Source organism: Niveispirillum sp. FG148 (assembly GCF_057809655.1).
The window spans coordinates 13,620-29,368 of sequence record NZ_JBMDKJ010000011.1; the positions used below are offsets into that span (position 1 = coordinate 13,620).

16 protein-coding genes are annotated in these 15,749 nt (G+C 64.0%); 8 read left to right on the forward strand and 8 right to left on the reverse strand.

The genetic code is table 11. The features are described from left to right. The first annotated feature begins 155 nt into the window (after positions 1-155). Positions 156-854: a protein phosphatase CheZ gene (locus tag ACODTW_RS13395; protein WP_488946518.1), complete on the forward strand. Its 699-nt coding sequence runs from the start codon at positions 156-158 to the stop codon at positions 852-854. A gap of 46 nt (positions 855-900) precedes the next feature. Here ACODTW_RS13395 and ACODTW_RS13400 read toward each other — a convergent pair whose 3' ends face one another. Further along, positions 901-1,302 (reverse strand): DUF1465 family protein, encoded by a 402-nt coding sequence (locus ACODTW_RS13400; protein WP_488946519.1) that lies wholly within the window; start codon positions 1,300-1,302, stop codon positions 901-903. 292 nt (positions 1,303-1,594) lie between these two features. Here ACODTW_RS13400 and ACODTW_RS13405 point away from each other — a divergent pair, with 292 nt between their 5' ends. After that, positions 1,595-2,056, forward strand: a complete 462-nt coding sequence (locus ACODTW_RS13405; RefSeq protein ID WP_488946520.1) for an Hsp20 family protein — start codon at positions 1,595-1,597, stop codon at positions 2,054-2,056. A 260-nt stretch (positions 2,057-2,316) separates the two neighbouring features. On the opposite strand, the gene ACODTW_RS13410 is transcribed toward ACODTW_RS13405, so the two are convergent. Then, a complete protein-coding gene (locus tag ACODTW_RS13410) occupies positions 2,317-4,221 on the reverse strand; it encodes a propionyl-CoA synthetase (protein ID WP_488946521.1) in 1,905 nt (634 codons plus the stop codon). 213 nt (positions 4,222-4,434) lie between these two features. Here ACODTW_RS13410 and ACODTW_RS13415 point away from each other — a divergent pair, with 213 nt between their 5' ends. Together ACODTW_RS13415 and ACODTW_RS13420 are read left to right on the forward strand one after the other, a co-directional pair. Beyond that, positions 4,435-4,773: a hypothetical protein gene (locus tag ACODTW_RS13415; RefSeq protein WP_488946522.1), complete on the forward strand. Its 339-nt coding sequence runs from the start codon at positions 4,435-4,437 to the stop codon at positions 4,771-4,773. 99 nt (positions 4,774-4,872) lie between these two features. Beyond that, entirely contained in the window at positions 4,873-5,091 is a 219-nt protein-coding gene (locus ACODTW_RS13420) for a DUF4287 domain-containing protein (protein ID WP_488946523.1), read from the forward strand. 3 nt (positions 5,092-5,094) lie between these two features. Here the strand turns inward: ACODTW_RS13420 and ACODTW_RS13425 are convergent, their stop codons facing one another. From ACODTW_RS13425 to ACODTW_RS13440, 4 genes are all read right to left on the reverse strand, one after another. Beyond that, positions 5,095-6,441: a divergent polysaccharide deacetylase family protein gene (locus ACODTW_RS13425; RefSeq protein WP_488946524.1), complete on the reverse strand. Its 1,347-nt coding sequence runs from the start codon at positions 6,439-6,441 to the stop codon at positions 5,095-5,097. A 16-nt stretch (positions 6,442-6,457) separates the two neighbouring features. Continuing rightward, on the reverse strand, positions 6,458-7,834 hold the full coding sequence (locus ACODTW_RS13430; protein WP_488946525.1) for a S41 family peptidase: 1,377 nt from the start codon (positions 7,832-7,834) through the stop codon (positions 6,458-6,460). Further along, positions 7,834-9,081 (reverse strand): murein hydrolase activator EnvC family protein, encoded by a 1,248-nt coding sequence (locus ACODTW_RS13435; protein ID WP_488946526.1) that lies wholly within the window; start codon positions 9,079-9,081, stop codon positions 7,834-7,836. Before ACODTW_RS13435 ends, ACODTW_RS13430 begins: the two co-directional genes overlap by 1 nt. A gap of 137 nt (positions 9,082-9,218) precedes the next feature. After that, positions 9,219-10,523 carry an alpha/beta fold hydrolase gene (locus ACODTW_RS13440; RefSeq protein ID WP_488946527.1) on the reverse strand — a complete coding sequence of 435 codons (1,305 nt, stop codon included), beginning with the start codon at positions 10,521-10,523 and terminating at the stop codon, positions 9,219-9,221. A gap of 472 nt (positions 10,524-10,995) precedes the next feature. On the opposite strand from ACODTW_RS13440, the gene phaR reads away from it, so the two are divergent. The 4 genes from phaR to ACODTW_RS13460 all read left to right on the forward strand — a co-directional run bounded on the left by phaR (position 10,996) and on the right by ACODTW_RS13460 (position 14,232). Further along, the gene (phaR, locus tag ACODTW_RS13445; protein WP_488946528.1) at positions 10,996-11,604 is read left to right on the forward strand and encodes a polyhydroxyalkanoate synthesis repressor PhaR; all 609 of its coding nucleotides are present in this window, start codon (positions 10,996-10,998) and stop codon (positions 11,602-11,604) included. A 277-nt stretch (positions 11,605-11,881) separates the two neighbouring features. After that, positions 11,882-12,349 (forward strand): 5-(carboxyamino)imidazole ribonucleotide mutase, encoded by a 468-nt coding sequence (gene purE, locus ACODTW_RS13450; RefSeq protein WP_488946642.1) that lies wholly within the window; start codon positions 11,882-11,884, stop codon positions 12,347-12,349. 29 nt (positions 12,350-12,378) lie between these two features. Next, positions 12,379-13,446: a 5-(carboxyamino)imidazole ribonucleotide synthase gene (locus ACODTW_RS13455; RefSeq protein WP_488946529.1), complete on the forward strand. Its 1,068-nt coding sequence runs from the start codon at positions 12,379-12,381 to the stop codon at positions 13,444-13,446. Positions 13,447-13,566: 120 nt separating this feature from the next. Then, positions 13,567-14,232, forward strand: a complete 666-nt coding sequence (locus ACODTW_RS13460) for a uracil-DNA glycosylase (RefSeq protein ID WP_488946530.1) — start codon at positions 13,567-13,569, stop codon at positions 14,230-14,232. A 285-nt stretch (positions 14,233-14,517) separates the two neighbouring features. Here ACODTW_RS13460 and ACODTW_RS13465 read toward each other — a convergent pair whose 3' ends face one another. Beyond that, the gene (locus ACODTW_RS13465) at positions 14,518-15,351 is read right to left on the reverse strand and encodes a substrate-binding periplasmic protein (protein WP_488946531.1); all 834 of its coding nucleotides are present in this window, start codon (positions 15,349-15,351) and stop codon (positions 14,518-14,520) included. Positions 15,352-15,496: 145 nt separating this feature from the next. Beyond that, complete coding sequence (locus tag ACODTW_RS13470) at positions 15,497-15,736, reverse strand: hypothetical protein (RefSeq protein ID WP_488946532.1); 240 nt, start codon at positions 15,734-15,736, stop codon at positions 15,497-15,499. Between the last annotated feature and the right edge of the window lie 13 nt (positions 15,737-15,749).

Genomic DNA, 15,749 nt, shown 5'->3' on the forward strand with positions numbered 1-15,749 from the left:
TTGCAGGCGCCTTCGGCTTAGGTCACAGTGCTTAACATTGTTATGACGCACCCGATCGTATGCTGAACTTTGGGGTGGGGCGTCATGGGCGGATTGTGACAGGGGGACCAGGGATGCTTCATACGCCGCGTCGGCCATTCATGGCGGAAGTGCAGATGGCCAAGCGAAATGGCGCCCGCCCGGGCGCTGATGGCAAGGAAGCATCAGTTGCCACGCCAAGCTTGCCGGCACCGGCGCCCGTGGTGAATGTGAATGTCGACAATGGAGAGGTCATCGCCGCCATCAGTGCGCTGGGCCATAAGCTCGACAAGTTCCTGTCGGTCGACCATACCCATATCGAACAGATCCAGATCGAAATCTCCGACATTGCTGGCCGTATCAAGGCCACGAAGGTGGAGATGGCAGCCCTGCGCCACCCGCTGTCGGATGAAGACAAGTTCCAGGAAGCCAGCGAGCAGTTGAGCGCGGTCGTCCGGGCCACGGAAGCCGCGACCAACATCATCATTTCCGCCGCCGAGGAGGTGGAAGACATTGTCAACGAGGTCCGCGCCCAGCTTCCAGAGGGCTATCAAAGCAGCCGCCTGAAGGACCTGAACGATGTCACGCTGCGCATCTTTGAAGCCTGCAATTTCCAGGACCTGACGGGTCAGCGCATCACCAAGGTGGTGCAGGCATTGTCCTTCATCGAAGAACGCATCGACAGCATGATGTCGGTGTGGAACTCCAAGGAGTTCGAGGCCCTGCCCTTGCCGCCGAACATCGCCAAGAAGGACCAGGGGCTGGATCTGCACGGGCCGGCCAATACGCCCGCCGCCGGCATCTCCCAGGCCGACATCGACGCGCTGTTCGATTAACGACTCCGCGCCGACGAAGACCGCATGCCGCAAAGCGGCAGGATGGTCAGGCCACGCTGCGCCTGACCATCTCTTCCAGCCGGCTTGTCCGCATATAAAGGCTGTGGCTGCGTTCCAGCAGAGAGCGCAGTGCGGACGGCAAGCCGGGATTGTCCGGCCCCGACGGATCGGAACAGACCTGGCCGCCCGACAGGGCGTAATCGTCCCCGACAGCCTGCGCCTGGGTCAGTTCCCCGGCATGCACGGCCTTCTGGGCCAGCATCCAGGCCATGACCTGGGTCAGCCGGCTGGTAACGCGCATGGATTCATAGGATGCCTGCAGGCGCAAAGTCGGCACCAGCGTACGCTGGTCCGCCGCCTCCTGATAGGCGACATAGTTTCTGGCTTCGACCAGCAAACCCATGGTCTCTTCATAGGCCCGGTTGAAGAAGGCTGTCGGTCCGTTCACCCGCTTCTCCTTCCCCTTCTGTGCCAACGGGCGCCTGTCCCGCAGTCACATCACTGTAACGACGAGCCACCCCGTCTGACAACCGGTGCGAAAGCACATGTCACGGGAGTTGAAGGACTTTTTTGGCATGGAACTTTTTCCATCGGCGGGGCCTTGACGCCCCGTCAGGGACTTCCCACCTGAAATTTGTGGCAGTGACGCCCAATCGATGGGGTCACGGGCCGCCACAATAAAGGGGGCCGGCCGATATCGGGGGTCCCGATCTGCAACGTATCGCTCGTGGAGGATACCCATGCGTAGCTATGATCTGTCGCCGCTGTTCCGTTCGACCGTCGGTTTCGACCGCATGACCCGTCTGCTGGAAAATGCGCTGAACGGCGACGACAACGCCAACAATTCCTACCCCCCGTACAATATCGAGAAGTTGGGCGATGATCAGTATCGCGTGACCATGGCGGTCGCGGGCTTCTCCCTCAACGATCTGGAAATCACCGCGCATCCCAACCTGCTGATTGTGCAGGGCAAGGCCAAGGAGGCCGAGGGTGCGGTCTATCTGCATCGCGGCATCGCGGGCCGTGCGTTCGAGCGCCGGTTCCAGTTGGCCGATCACATCCGCGTTTCCAATGCCAAGCTGGAAAACGGCCTGCTGCATATCGAACTGGTGCGGGAAGTGCCGGAGGCCATGAAGCCCCGTTCCATCCAGATCGCCACCAGCACCCCGTCAGCCAGCCTGCCGACGCGTGAGGCGGCCTGATCGAACTTGGTCGCGGCGGCCACAACCGTCGCGACCATGCCTGCGTGACCGTCACCTGGAGCTGAAATTAAAAGAGGGCCGCCTTAACAGCGGCCCTCTTGATTTTTTTTACCCTGTTTCCCTGAAGCCCCGCCCGTTCAACTCTACCGAACGAACGCTTGTAACTTATGTTTCAGCCGCAGGGCGGTCAATCGACAACGGACGTTCTCTAACCCAATCAGTAAAGAAAACGTCATGATTGTTGCCGAATTAGCGCACCTTCACTTGTCAGCACGGGCGTAACCGGCCTGGCGCAACGCATCGCCGATTTCGTCCAGGATGATGGGATCGTCGATGGTTGCGGGCATTTTCCAGGCCTCGCTGTCGGCAATCTTCTGCATGGTCCCGCGCAGGATCTTGCCCGACCGCGTCTTGGGCAGACGTTCCACCACCAGGGCCTGCTTGAAGGCGGCGACGGGCCCGATCTCGTCACGCACCTTCTTCACGACTTCCGCCAGGATTTCGTCGTGGCTGCGCTCCACCCCGCGTTTCAACACAATGAAGCCCAGCGGCAACTGGCCCTTCAACTCGTCCGCCACGCCGATGACCGCACATTCCGCGACGTCCGGGTGACCGGACAACACTTCCTCCATTGCCCCGGTGGACAGGCGGTGGCCAGCGACATTGATGATGTCGTCGGTGCGGGCCATGACATAGATATAGCCGTCATCATCAATGAAGCCGGCGTCGGAGGTCTGATAATAGCCCGGGAAGTCGGCCAGATAGCTTTTGTAGAACCGGTCGCGCGCATTCCACAGGGTCGGTAACGTACCCGGTGGCAGGGGCAGACGGGCGACGATGGCGCCGATATCGCCGCGCTTCACTTCCGTTCCGTCGGCAGCCAGGACGCGGATGTCCCAGCCCGGCAACGGGACAGCCGTGCTGCCATATTTCACCTTCATCAATTCCATGCCCAGCGGATTGCCGGCGACAGGCCAGCCGGTTTCCGTCTGCCACCAATGGTCGATGACCGGCACCTTCAGATGCGTTTCCGCCCAGTTCAGCGTATCGGGGTCGGACCGTTCACCGGCCAGGAACAGCGCCCGCAGGCTGGAAATATCATGGTTGACGATCAGTTCGGCATTCGGGTCTTCACGCTTGATCGCACGGAAGGCCGTGGGGGCGGTGAAGAAGGTGGCAACCTTGTGATCAGCAATGACGCGCCAGAAGGCGGCGGCATCCGGCGTACCCACCGGCTTGCCTTCATAGATGATCGTCGTGCAGCCATGCAGCAGCGGGCCATAGACGATATAGCTGTGCCCGACGACCCAGCCGACATCGCTGGCGGCCCAGAACACCTCCCCCGGCTTCACGCCATAGAAATGTTCCATGGTCCATTTCAGCGCCACGGCATAGCCGCCGGCATCGCGGACCACGCCCTTGGGCTGGCCCGTGGTGCCGGAGGTGTAAAGAATATAGAGCGGGTCTGTGGCATCGATCGACACACAGCCCGCCGGCTCGGCGGCAGCGGCGGCGCTGGCCCAGTCAACATCACGGCCGGCGATCAGATTGGCCTGCACCTGCGGACGCTGGAAAATGATGCAGCTGTCGGGCTTATGCGTGGACTGTTCGATCGCCGCATCCAGCATGGGCTTGTAAGGCAGCACCTTGCTGCCCTCGATGCCGCAGCTTGCCGTCACCATGACCTTGGGCGTGGCATCATTGATTCGGGTCGCCAGTTCATGCGGGGCGAACCCGCCGAACACGACGGAATGCACGGCACCGATGCGGGCGCAGGCCAGCATGGCCACCACCGCTTCGGGGATCATCGGCATGTAGATGATGACGCGGTCGCCCACGCCCACCCCCTGGTCGCGCAGCACCCCGGCAAAACGCGACACCTGGTCCAGCAGCTGGGCATAGGTGATGGATGTCTTGGTCTTGGTGACGGGGCTGTCATAGATCAGGGCAGCCTGATCGGCGCGACCAGCAGCGACATGCCGATCCAGGGCGTTGTGGCAGATATTCAGCCGTCCACCGCGATACCAGCGGTAGAAGGGCTTGTCGCTGTCATCCAGGATGGTGGTGGGGAACTGGTCCCAGTCCACGTCGCGGGCCGCTTCCGTCCAGAACCGGACGGGATCGGCCATGGACTGATTGTAGACTTCCTGATAGCGCCCGGTCATCACGCCGCCTCCCCTGCTTTTCGTGCTATGCCCCAAGGCATGTTCTCCTGGGGCCGTGGCATCATGTACGTTTGAACGACTTCAGAAGAACTGACATGGGAACCCATGTCTGCTACTGGAAACTAAATCAGCAAGACCGCTTGCAGCTTTCATCCCCGACCTTGGTCTGCGGCATTCGCGACCTGCCCCGTTTCCCCCCGTGAGTCCGCGTAAATGATTGTCGACAGCCGCCATATCCTGTTCTCGCCCGAAGCGATCCGGGAAGCCCTGAAGACCTATCGAACCCTGTTTCCCCAAAAGCAGCCGCCAGGGCTGATCGGCCCCATCGTCATCCGCAGCGAGACACCGCTGGTTCTGGGCATCAAGATCCAGGCCATGGGCTCCACCGTCTATCGCCAGATCGAGATGGAGGAGAGCGAGCTGGCAGCCATGCTGATCGTCTATTGCCGGAAGTTGAAGATCCCCCTTCCCCGCACCGCCGACAAGTCCCTTGAGGTCGAGGGGGACAATATCGCCCTTATGGTGTCCAAGGCGGTGGTTGATATCGGCTGAAGGGTGGCCGTGCAGCGATCATTGTCAGACCGCCATCCAGGATGTTAACCATGGTGTCCAAGGCTGCGGCCTGGATTTGCCATGCGTGAGGGCTCGCCCATGTCTTTCGACGCTTACCTTGCCAATATCCAGGCGAAAACCGGCAAGTCCGCAGACGAGTTGCGGGCAGAAGCATTTGGCAAAGGCTTTGCCGATGCGGGCGGGTTGATGGCGGGCGTGAAGGCCGGGCAGATCGTCGATTGGCTGAAAAGTGAGTATGACCTGGGCCATGGTCATGCCATGGCCATCGTGGCCTATCTGAAGGGCAAGCGGAACTGACCTTCAGCGATCGGCCTGACGGTTCACCACCGCCGTGACGGGCGCCAGCACGACGCCACGGTCGCGCAGCCCCGCCGACCAAGCCGACAGGCGTTCCAGACTGACCGGATTGCTGACTTCCGCAAAGCCGACGGCGACGCCATTGGCCTTGGCCAGCCGTTCGAGCTGTGCCAGCTGGGCATCAATGCCGATGGCCGACGGAACCCGGTCGATCTGCAGGTCCGACAGTGCCCGCGGCAGGGACAGTTCCTTGGCCACCGCGGCCGCTTTGCTGCCGGCAACCTGCCACAGGTCAAGATAGATCAGCCCGCGACGCTGGATTTGCAGGAAAACGCCGCGCACATTGTCGCGCTGTGTCAGGAACGCGGTACCGCTGTCGGCCTTGGACGTCAATCCGACATAGCCCGTGAAGGCGGCCAGACTCGATTCCAGACGACGGGTGTTTTCCTCGTCCGAAAGACTGGTCAGCAAGGTGTTGGGTCCCGGGTCGCTGGCCGGGAAACCCAATGGCTGCATGGGCACCGACAGCAACACCTCGTGCCCTTTCGAGCGCGCCTCATCCACCTTGGCCTGAAGGTTCTCCCCACCCGGATCAAAGGCAAAAGTCACGGCACCAGGCAGCCGGTCGATGGCGGCGTGGGTCGCTTGCCCCGCCATGCCCATTCCGGTCAGGACAATCGCGATACGCGGACGCGTATCCTCCTGCGGGAACGGCCGCGCATAATATTGCCAAGGCGCAGTGCCATCGGGCCCGACGCGCGGCACCCGCCCAACCCGCAACCGCTCCAGCAAGGTGTCGTTGCGCGACGGGGTCAGGGTGACTGGCATGTCCACGGGGTCCAGCGGCACCTCTTCCGCCGGGGCTGCAGTCGCGGCATCGGCAAATCGGGGCGATCCGTCAGGCAGCATCACCGGCACCTGGCTGCCCAGCCCCCGCGCCGCCTCCAGCCGCGCCATCGTCGTCGGCGCCATGATGGCGAGCCAGCCGGCGGTCCCGGCCAAGGCCAGCACCGCGGCCAGGGCCGCAACCAGCGGGGGGGGCGGACGTTTGCGCGGGGCCTTGGGCTTCGCCTCCTTGGCGGTGCGAAGCGTGAGGTTGAATTCATCCGCGTCGGCCAGCAGATCATCGCCAGCATTATGCGCATCGGCAGCCGCGCGGCGGCGACCGAAGGCAAACAGCCGGCCCAACCCCTTGCGCACGCCAGACTTGCCGGACGAGGGGGCGGTGGCGCCGCCCTTCCGTTTCACGCCGAAGCGCGACGCCAATATGGCCGCGCTGCCGCTATCGGCCTCGCCGCCCTTGGCGCCGGTTTTCGGCTTCTTGTTCTTGGCGAAGGGAAACAGGGCCACGGTCAGCGATGCTTGGTCAGTTGGTATGTTTTGCCTGGGAGAACAAGGCGATGCCGCGCAGCAGGTCAAGCGCGCGCGCCAATTGGTAATCGACGGGCGCCGGTGCGCTGTCGTTGGCCGCCGCCGGTGCGGGGGTGTTGCTGGTCGCCGGCGGGGGGCCGGCCGGAGCAGGGGTTGCCGTCGCCGCTGGCGGCTGGGCCGGCTTGGCACCGGGGTCGGTGTTGCGCAGGGCGTTGGGCAGGTCCGCCTCACGACGGCGCTGCGCCACCTGGGCCAGTTCTTCCACCTTGGCGGGCTGCACCTCGATGTCCGGGGTGATGCCCAGCTGCTGGATCGACCGGCCCGACGGCGTGTAATAGCGCGCGGTCGTCAGGCGCATGGCGCTTTGCTGCCCCTGCAACGGGATGATGGTCTGCACCGATCCCTTGCCGAAACTCTGCGTGCCCATGACGACGGCGCGCTTATGGTCCTGCAGCGCGCCCGCGACGATTTCGGAAGCTGACGCCGAGCCGCCATTGATCAACACCACCACCGGCAGGCCTTCGGCCACATCGCCGGGCTTGGCCGTATAACGGTCGCCTTCCTTGCCACCGCGGCCGCGGGTGGAGACAATTTCCCGTCCCTTTTCCAGGAACGTGTCGGAAACCGACACCGCCTGGTCCAGCAGGCCGCCGGGATTATTGCGCAGATCCAGCACAAAGCCGGCGAGCTTCGGCCCGATCTGTTCCTTCAGCTTGGCCATGGCCTTATCCAAGCCCGGCTGGGTCTGTTCGTTGAAGCTGGAGATACGGATATACCCGATATTTTCTTCCGCCCGGAACCGCACCGACTGCACCTTGATGCTCGCACGCGTCAGGTTCAGCTGGATGGGTTCCGCCGCGGTCTGGCGGCGGATGGTCACCTTGATGTCACTGCCCACGGGGCCGCGCATCTTCTCCACCGCGTCGTTCAGCGATAGGCCGACGATCGGTTCATCATTCAGATGGGTGATATAGTCGCCGGGCTGAACGCCGGCGCGGGCCGCCGGTGTGTCATCCATGGGGGAGATCACCTTGACCAGACCGTTTTCCGTCGTCACCTCGATACCCAGGCCGCCGAACTCGCCCCGGGTCTGAACCCGCATATCCGCGAAATTCTTCTTGTTCAGGTAGGAGGAATGGGGATCGAGCGATGTCAGCATCCCGTCGATCGCCGCTTCGATCAGCTGCTCATCCGATACTTCCTCGACATATTCGGAGCGCACACGCTCGAACACGTCGGCGAACAGATCCAGTTGCTTGTAGGTTTCGGATTTCAGCGGTTCACGCGCCCCAGCCTCTGGCATCATCACCACGGGCGTGGTGAAAGCCAGAAGGGCCGCAATGGCGGCAGTGGAGAACAGCTTGCTCATCATCAACCATGTCCTTTGCCGTCGGAGGCTGCCAGGCCGCGCGCGGGGTTGACCGGCTGACCGCCGCGCCGCAGCTCGTAATACAAGGTCGGGTCCCCATCACCCGACAATAGACCCACAGGCTCCCCGCCCAGCACGCGCTGTCCCACCTGGGCGTCGATACGTCCCAGGCCGGACAACAAGGAATGATATCCGTTGGCATGTTCAAGGATCAAGAGAAGCCCGTATCCTTTGAACGGTCCCGCGAACATCACTGCCCCGTCGGCAGGCGCCACAACAGCCGCCCCCGCCCGTCCGCGATAGGTCAGGCCCCGGCTGGTGGCGCCGACCTCGTCTGCCTCACCATACCGGGTCACGACTTTGCCGCCGACCGGTGCCACCATGCCGCCCAGGATGCCGGCCGATTGTGGTTCCGATGGGGCACGGTTCAGGCCCGCGATCTTGTCGCGGGCGCGCTTCTCACGCTCGGCCTCGGCCAGCGCCTGTCGCTTGCGGTCGGCCTCGGCCTTGCGCGCGGCCTCGGCCTTTCTTTCCGCTTCCAGCTTCTCGATCAGTTCCTTCAGGTCGCCGGCCCGTTCGGCCAGCGACGCCATCTGCGTTGCCACACGGGACCGTTCTGCGTCGGTCCCGCGCGACACGTCCTCACGCCGCGCCACCAGGCTGGCCAGGTCCTTCTGCCGGATGGCCAGGCTTTCGGCGGCCCGTGCCGTCTTCTCCTTCTGCTGCGCCAGTTTCTGGCGCAGATCAACCAGGCCCTGCAGCTCCCGCGACAGGGCGTCGGCCCGGTTCTTCAACTCCGGCACGGCAGACCGCAGCAGCAGGGCACTTTTCACCGTGTCGCTGGGGGATTGCGGGGCGGCGATCATGGCATCGGGCGGCAGGCGCGAAAGCCGTTGCAGGGCGCCCAGCAAATCAGCCAGAGCGGCGCGATCGGACTCGATCTTCTCCAGCCGCTCCTTCTCTTCCCCGCCCAGGTCGGCCAGGGCGCCTTCCAGCCGCGCCAGTTCGTCGGACTGCACGCGCTGCTGCTCCGCCGCTTCGACCGCACGGGCGCGCAGATCGGCCAGTTCCTTTTCCAGCGCCTCAGCCTTGGCGTCCAGTTCAGCCTTGGTCTTGTCCGCCTGTTTCAGGTCCCGTTCAACCTGCTGCAGCTGCTTGCTGGGGTCCGGCTGCTTCTGCTGGGCGAATGCCGGGGCGGCCAGCAGGGCCGGCGACAACAGCAAGAACAGCGGAACGCGACGGGATGCCAAGGACGCCTGCTCGAATCAACGGGGGTGACAGGATGAAGAACGGTAGCCAAACCCTTGATAGGGCAAGGATCAGCCGCACACCAACCGACTGGGACAGCAGTGTAGGGACATAAAGGGGCGGCGTCGACGGGGAAAGGTCAACCCGCCCCCGCCAGCAACCATTCGCGCAGCGGCGCCCAGACCTTCGCCTTGGCCCCGCCGCTGACGATCATGCCGATATGGCCTAGCGACGGCTGCCAGACGGTGGCTCCGGGAATGGCGGTCCCCAGCGCGGCGGCCGACGCCGGGGGGACGATACGGTCCCGTGCCGGCACGATGACCAGCGACGGACAGCGCAGTTCATCCGGCCGGACAGGCTGGTCGGCGACGCGCCATTCACCGCGGCCGGGCGTATTGGCCCCATACCAGTCGGCCAGGCACTCCCGCGCGATGGCAGCAGGCAGGCTGACCCCGTCATTCAGCCAATCCTCCAGCGCCACGAAATCGTCCGCATCGTCTGCCGCCATGTCCATCGCGGCGAACCGGCTGAATTTCTTCAACGCCAGCAACGGGTCCAAGGTGGCAAACAGGGTCTGAACCCCGTCCACCGGCAATTCACCCAGTACGCGCATCACCGGGGCGAAGGGCGCCAGCAGCGCCGCCGTCCGTTGCGCCGCCGCCTGATCATCGGCATGGAAATCCCATGGTGTCGCCAGGGCCACGAATCCGGCCACCAGATCCGGCCGCCGCAGGGCCGCCGCCAAGGCCAGCATCCCGCCCATGCAGTAACCCACCAGGGTGACCGGGCCCCCGACGCGCGCGCAAGTCGCCTCCAGCGCCCGGACCAGACGACCGGCGATGACGTCCGTCAGGTCGAAGGCGCGTTCCCTGGCACCGGGATAGCCCCATTCCAGCAGCAGGGGCCGGACGCCGCCGCCGCCGGCCGCATCCCCCCCCTGCCCCGCCAGCCAGCGCAGCAGGCTTTTGCGCCAGGACAGGTCCAGGATGTAGCCGCGATTGACCAGGGACGGGACGAACAGCACCGGCCTGCCCGTCGTCCCCAGCTCCAGCAGTCGGGTCGTCCCTTCCTGCCAGACCGTCGGCGCATCCTCCACATCGCGCTGATAGGGATGCCGGCGATAGCGCTCGACCCCCGTCAGGAACAGGTCGAGTCGCCGCCGCATCTCCCGGTCCACCTGCGCGGCAAAGGGGGCGATGGCCTCAGCCGACAGGGGGCCGTCGGGTGGATTTGCGCCGCCCAGATGCTGGAGCAGGCTTTGCCGCAACGTCGCCGCCCGTTCCCGCACCGTCGGGTGCCAATGCGGCCAGTTCGCGTTCAAGAGCGGCAATCCGGCCGGAGAGCTGAGCAATATCGCCATCCCCGTGCCCAGATGCAGTCCCAGCGGGCGTGGCCCCTGCCGCAGCGGCGGTGGGCCCGGCGGCTCCGGTCTTCTGTTCGTCATGGCTTTCCGTCCCCTTCGCGCCGGGTGCAGGCCACAGCGTCTTCATCATGTCCAGCCACGGGTTCGCGGCAACGGCCGATCCCAGGGTCTGTTCCCATACGCCGTTGATGCTCAGGGCCGTCTGTCCGAAGGCGGTCATGGTCCGGGCCAGACTGTCGGCCACCGTCGGGTCAGCGCAAAGAGCTGCCCACTGATCCTGCCAGAGGTCCATATAGCGGCGCGCCAGCTCATCCATCGCTGGCGGTTCATCGCGTTCGCTCACCCGCGTCTCCACCTTGCGCTCAAAGGGGGCCGGGGCGACCCCCGGTATCGTCCCACAGCATAATTGAACCCGCCCGAGCGCCAAACAATAGTTACATCGCCAACATTCGCCATTGCGGAAGGCTTGCGCTGCGACCGCGTAATGACGTACTTGTTGATATAACGATCCGCAGCATCGACGATCACATCGACACGGGGGAAACGACGCCAAATGGCTGAAAAAGAAGACACCAAGCCCGCGCCGGTGACCATTAAGAAATACGCGAACCGGCGTCTCTACAATACCGCCACCAGCAGCTATGTCACGCTTGACCATCTGTGCCAGATGGTCAAGGACGGGACGGATTTCGTCGTGTATGACGCCAAGACGGGTGACGACATCACCCGTTCCGTCCTGACGCAGATCATCGTGGAGGAGGAGTCGAAGGGTCAGAACCTGCTGCCCATCCCCTTCCTGCGCCAGTTGATCAGCTTTTACGGCGACAACATGCAGTGGCTGGTTCCCCGCTACCTGGAACATTCCATGAAGTCCTTCACGGGAAACCAGGACAAGATGCGGGAATATTTCCAGAACACGTTCGGGGGGATATTCCCCTTCGGCGGGTTCGAGGAGATGAGCAAGCAGAACATCGCCCTGTTCGAACGCGCCATGCGCATGTTCAGCCCCTTCAACAATGAGGGGGTCGCCGGCGCCGCCGTGACGGACGCTGTGCCGGCCACCGAGGCCAAGCCCAAGGCGGAGGACAAGTTCTCCGAACTGCAAAAGCGTCTGGACGAATTGCAGAGCCAGATGGAAAACCTGACCAAGCGCAAGGACTGAACGTCCGGCACGCCAGCAACCGACAGTGATGAAACCCGCGCCGATCCTGTCGGCGCGGGTTTTCGCATTCGGGGGCAAAGGCTTGCCCGGCCGGGCAATGCGCACATGAAAATCCGCCGGGCGGCCCTGCGTGCCCGTCTGTTGCGCCGGGGGGTGTGGTGCCTATAATCCGGCGCTTTCCATGGTCATCCGCGTGAGATCGACAGGGGAGCCGGCAGCCGTGACCAATCCTACCGCCCGCGACAGCCACGGGGCACCCGTGCCCGTCGGCATCATCATGGGCAGCCAGTCCGACTGGACCACCATGAAGCATGCGGCCAATGTCCTGACCGAGCTGGGTGTGGCGTTCGAAACGCGCATCGTTTCCGCCCACCGCACGCCGCAGCGGCTCTACGACTATGCCAGCAGCGCCAAGGAGCGGGGCATCAAGGTGATCATCGCCGGTGCCGGCGGCGCCGCCCATCTGCCGGGCATGGCCGCGTCGATGACCAGCCTGCCGGTTTTGGGCGTGCCCGTGGAAAGCCATGCCCTGAAGGGGCAGGACAGTCTTCTGTCCATCGTGCAGATGCCCGGCGGCGTCCCCGTCGGCACCCTGGCCATCGGCAAGGCCGGCGCCATCAATGCCGGGCTGCTGGCCGCTTCCATCCTGGCCCTGTCGGACAGCCGCCTGGATACAGCCCTGGTGGCGTGGCGCACCCGCCAGACGGAATCGGTCGCCCTCGTCCCCGTGGACGATCCGGCCTGAATGTGACGAAGCCTGAAGGAACTGCAACCATGACCGTGATCCCCCCGGGTTCCATCATCGGCATACTGGGCGCCGGCCAGCTGGGACGCATGACCGCGCTGGCCGCGGCCCGGCTGGGCTACAAGGTGCATGTCTTCGCACCGGAAAGCATGGACAGTTCCTGCGGGCAGGTTGTCGCCCACCACACCCAGGCCGGCTGGCATGATCTGCGTGCACTGGCGCGGTTCGCCGACGATGTCGATATCATCACGCTGGAATGGGAGAATGTGCCCACCTATGCCGTGGAATTCCTGGCCCGCCATGTCGACGTGCATCCAGGCGCCAATGTCCTGGCCGTGGCGCAAGACCGGTTGGCGGAGAAGAATTTCGCCAACAAGCTGGGGATTGGCACCGCACCCTTTCGCGGCGTGAAAAACACCGCCCAGCTGGAAGCGGCCGTTGCCGAGCTGGGCACGCCCGCCATCCTGAAATCCACCCGCATGGGTTATGACGGCAAGGGTCAGCTGCGCATCAATGCCAGCGATGACCTGAGCAAAGCCCTGGACATTATCGGCACCGACGAGGCCGTGCTGGAAGGGTTCGTCGATTTCAGCATGGAAATCTCCGTCATCACGGCGCGACAGGCGTCGGGCACCATGGTGTCCTTCCCGCCGGTGGAGAACCGGCACAAGAACGGCATCCTGGACCAGACGATCGTGCCCGCCCGCATCGACCCCGCCATCGCGGCGGAGGCCGTGCGCATCGCCGAGACGCTGACGGCCGAACTGAAGGTCGTCGGCCTGCTGGCCGTGGAAATGTTCGTGACCCGGGATGGTCGCGTCCTGGTCAATGAGATGGCGCCCCGTCCGCATAATTCGGGTCACTGGTCGATCGACTTCGCCGAAACCAGCCAGTTCGAGCAACTGGTGCGGGCCGTCTGCGGCCTGCCGCTGGGGCCGACAGGGATCATGCGCCCCTGCGTCATGACCAATCTGATCGGGGACGACGTGGATATGTGGGAAGCGCTGGTTGCCGAACCGGGTACCCGCGTGCATCTTTATGGCAAGGGCGATGCCCGTCCCGGCCGCAAGATGGGTCACGTCACCCGCCCGGCGTGAACCAGCCCCAACACCCTGATCTGTCCAAACTATCCCCACCGGCAGGGCCAGGACTTGACCCTGCCCTTGCCAGCCAATAGGCATGGCAGCGACATGCCGGCAACCAGGGGAACAGGACAGATGGCGACGATGCAGGCAAAGCGGCAGCCGATAACACCGGGACGAGATTGTCATCTATGCCCCCGTCTGGTGGAGTTTCGGCTGCGCAACCGCGCCACCTTCCCCACCTATCACAACGCCCCGGTCCCCGCTTTCGGCACCTTGACCGGGCGATTGCTGATTGTGGGTCTGGCACCGGGGCTGCACGGGGCCAACCAGACCGGCCGCCCCTTCACGGGCGATTACGCCGGCGATCTGCTGTACGACACGCTGATCCGGTTCGGCTTTGCCACCGGCACGTATGATCGCCGACCGGACGACGGGGTCGAACTGGCCGATTGCCGTCTGACCAATGCTGCCCGCTGCGTCCCGCCGGAAAACAAACCGACACCGGCCGAAATCGCCACCTGTCGGGATTTTCTGGCCGATGAACTGGCGGCAATGCCGAATCTGAAGGCCATCGTCGCCTTGGGTACGGTGTCACATGCCAGCACCCTTACCGCGCTTGGCAAGCGGCCGGCCCATTTCGCCTTTGGCCATGGTGCCCGGCATGATGTCAAGCCGGGCGTGACACTGTTCGATAGCTATCATTGCTCCCGCTACAATACGAACACTGGCCGATTGACGACCGAAATGTTCCACGCGGTCTTCGCCGCGGTGCGGGATCATATCGACCACAACGGCTGACCCCGTACGGGACCGCCCCTTGCGATCATTGAACAGGCGTCAGGCCCCCAGGGCGGCGCCAACGATGAACCACGCGTACATGGTACCGAAAAAGCCGGTGATGGCCAGAAAGTCGCGAACGTAAGCAGCGCGGGTCATGTCAGCCTCCCTTGTTTCGTGAAGCCAAGGTGACAGAACAAAAAAAGAACATCAAGGCGTTTGTTCCTTTTTTGTTCGCATATCAGACATGGAAACACATGTGCGCGGCGCATGGCGCCACGCGGTCTCCTGGCTTCCCGTTAAAACTCAATGGATGGGGGCGCGTCGTTCCATGCCCCAACTGCCCCAGCTGCCAGGCATGCTGTAGCGTCTTTCGATGGTCTCTCCCCGACCATCGGCCGTCAGCCTTTCCAGCGCCTTCCGCATCCGGTCCATGGTGGCCGCCGGCACCTGCTTGTTACAGGCCATCGACCCGATGGAGCGGGTCAGGCGCATCACCATCCGCACCGGCAATTCCGCCTGCCGGGCCAGAAACGGGGCCGACCAGGCGCCACCAGCGACCAAATCCGCCTTGCCATTGAAAATGGACCCGATATCGGAGGCGACATCACCCCGGACCAGCACCACGCCCGGCACGCCGCGCGTCAGTTCCCGTAGGTGCGCCTCCAACGCGCCGCCGGCCTGGACGGAAATACGAAGCCCCGCCAGATCCGCCGGCGCTGTCAGCCGCCGTTCAAAGCCCAGGGGCGCGAACAGGGCCCACCCCCCCTCCATCAACGGCCCCACCCATTGATAGCGGGGCTGCCTCTCCTCCGTCTGGTTGATCAGGAAGACGCAGGCATTGGCATTCCGTTCCAGCGTCGCCATCGCCTCCGGCCAGGGCAGAACCTTGATCTCATGGGCCAAGTCCGCGTCCTGCATCAACAGCCGGACCTTGTCGGCCGCCAGACCGACCAGTTGTCCTGTCGTCGGATCGATGAAGTTGGCGGGCGGATTCTGCTCGGTCAGCAAAAGCAGCTTCGGGGCGCTTTGGGCAGCCGCAGCGCCGGTGACGACCACCAGGACAGACAACAGAAGAAGCGCGGCACGCCCGGGCGCGCCGCCCCACCGGACCAGTTCGGGATAACGACTGAAAGTCACGCGCGGACTGCCGGAACAGGTGGAAAGGGGTTATCATGCCCCTGATATCGATGCCGTTCCACTACGCATCATCCGACTGGATTCGGCAATGCCGACCAGGGAGCTAGACCGATAGACATAGGCCAGCCGCCAGGACCGGCACGGCTTAAATCTCGTCGTAAAGGGTCGATTGGCCAGGCCCGTCGGAGTCGGTGACATCACGCACGCCCATGTTGCGCTGCCATTCACCGCACCAGTCGGTGAAATTGGTCACCGGCATGGCGCCAAAGGGAAAGCGGTCGCTGACGACAGGGGGATAGCGACGGCAATCCCCCTTCGGCCCGCGTTCGCGTACCCCGTGCCCCACCCAGAATCGACAGCTGTAGCAATTGTCGCCGCGGCGCAATTCAATCCCTCCG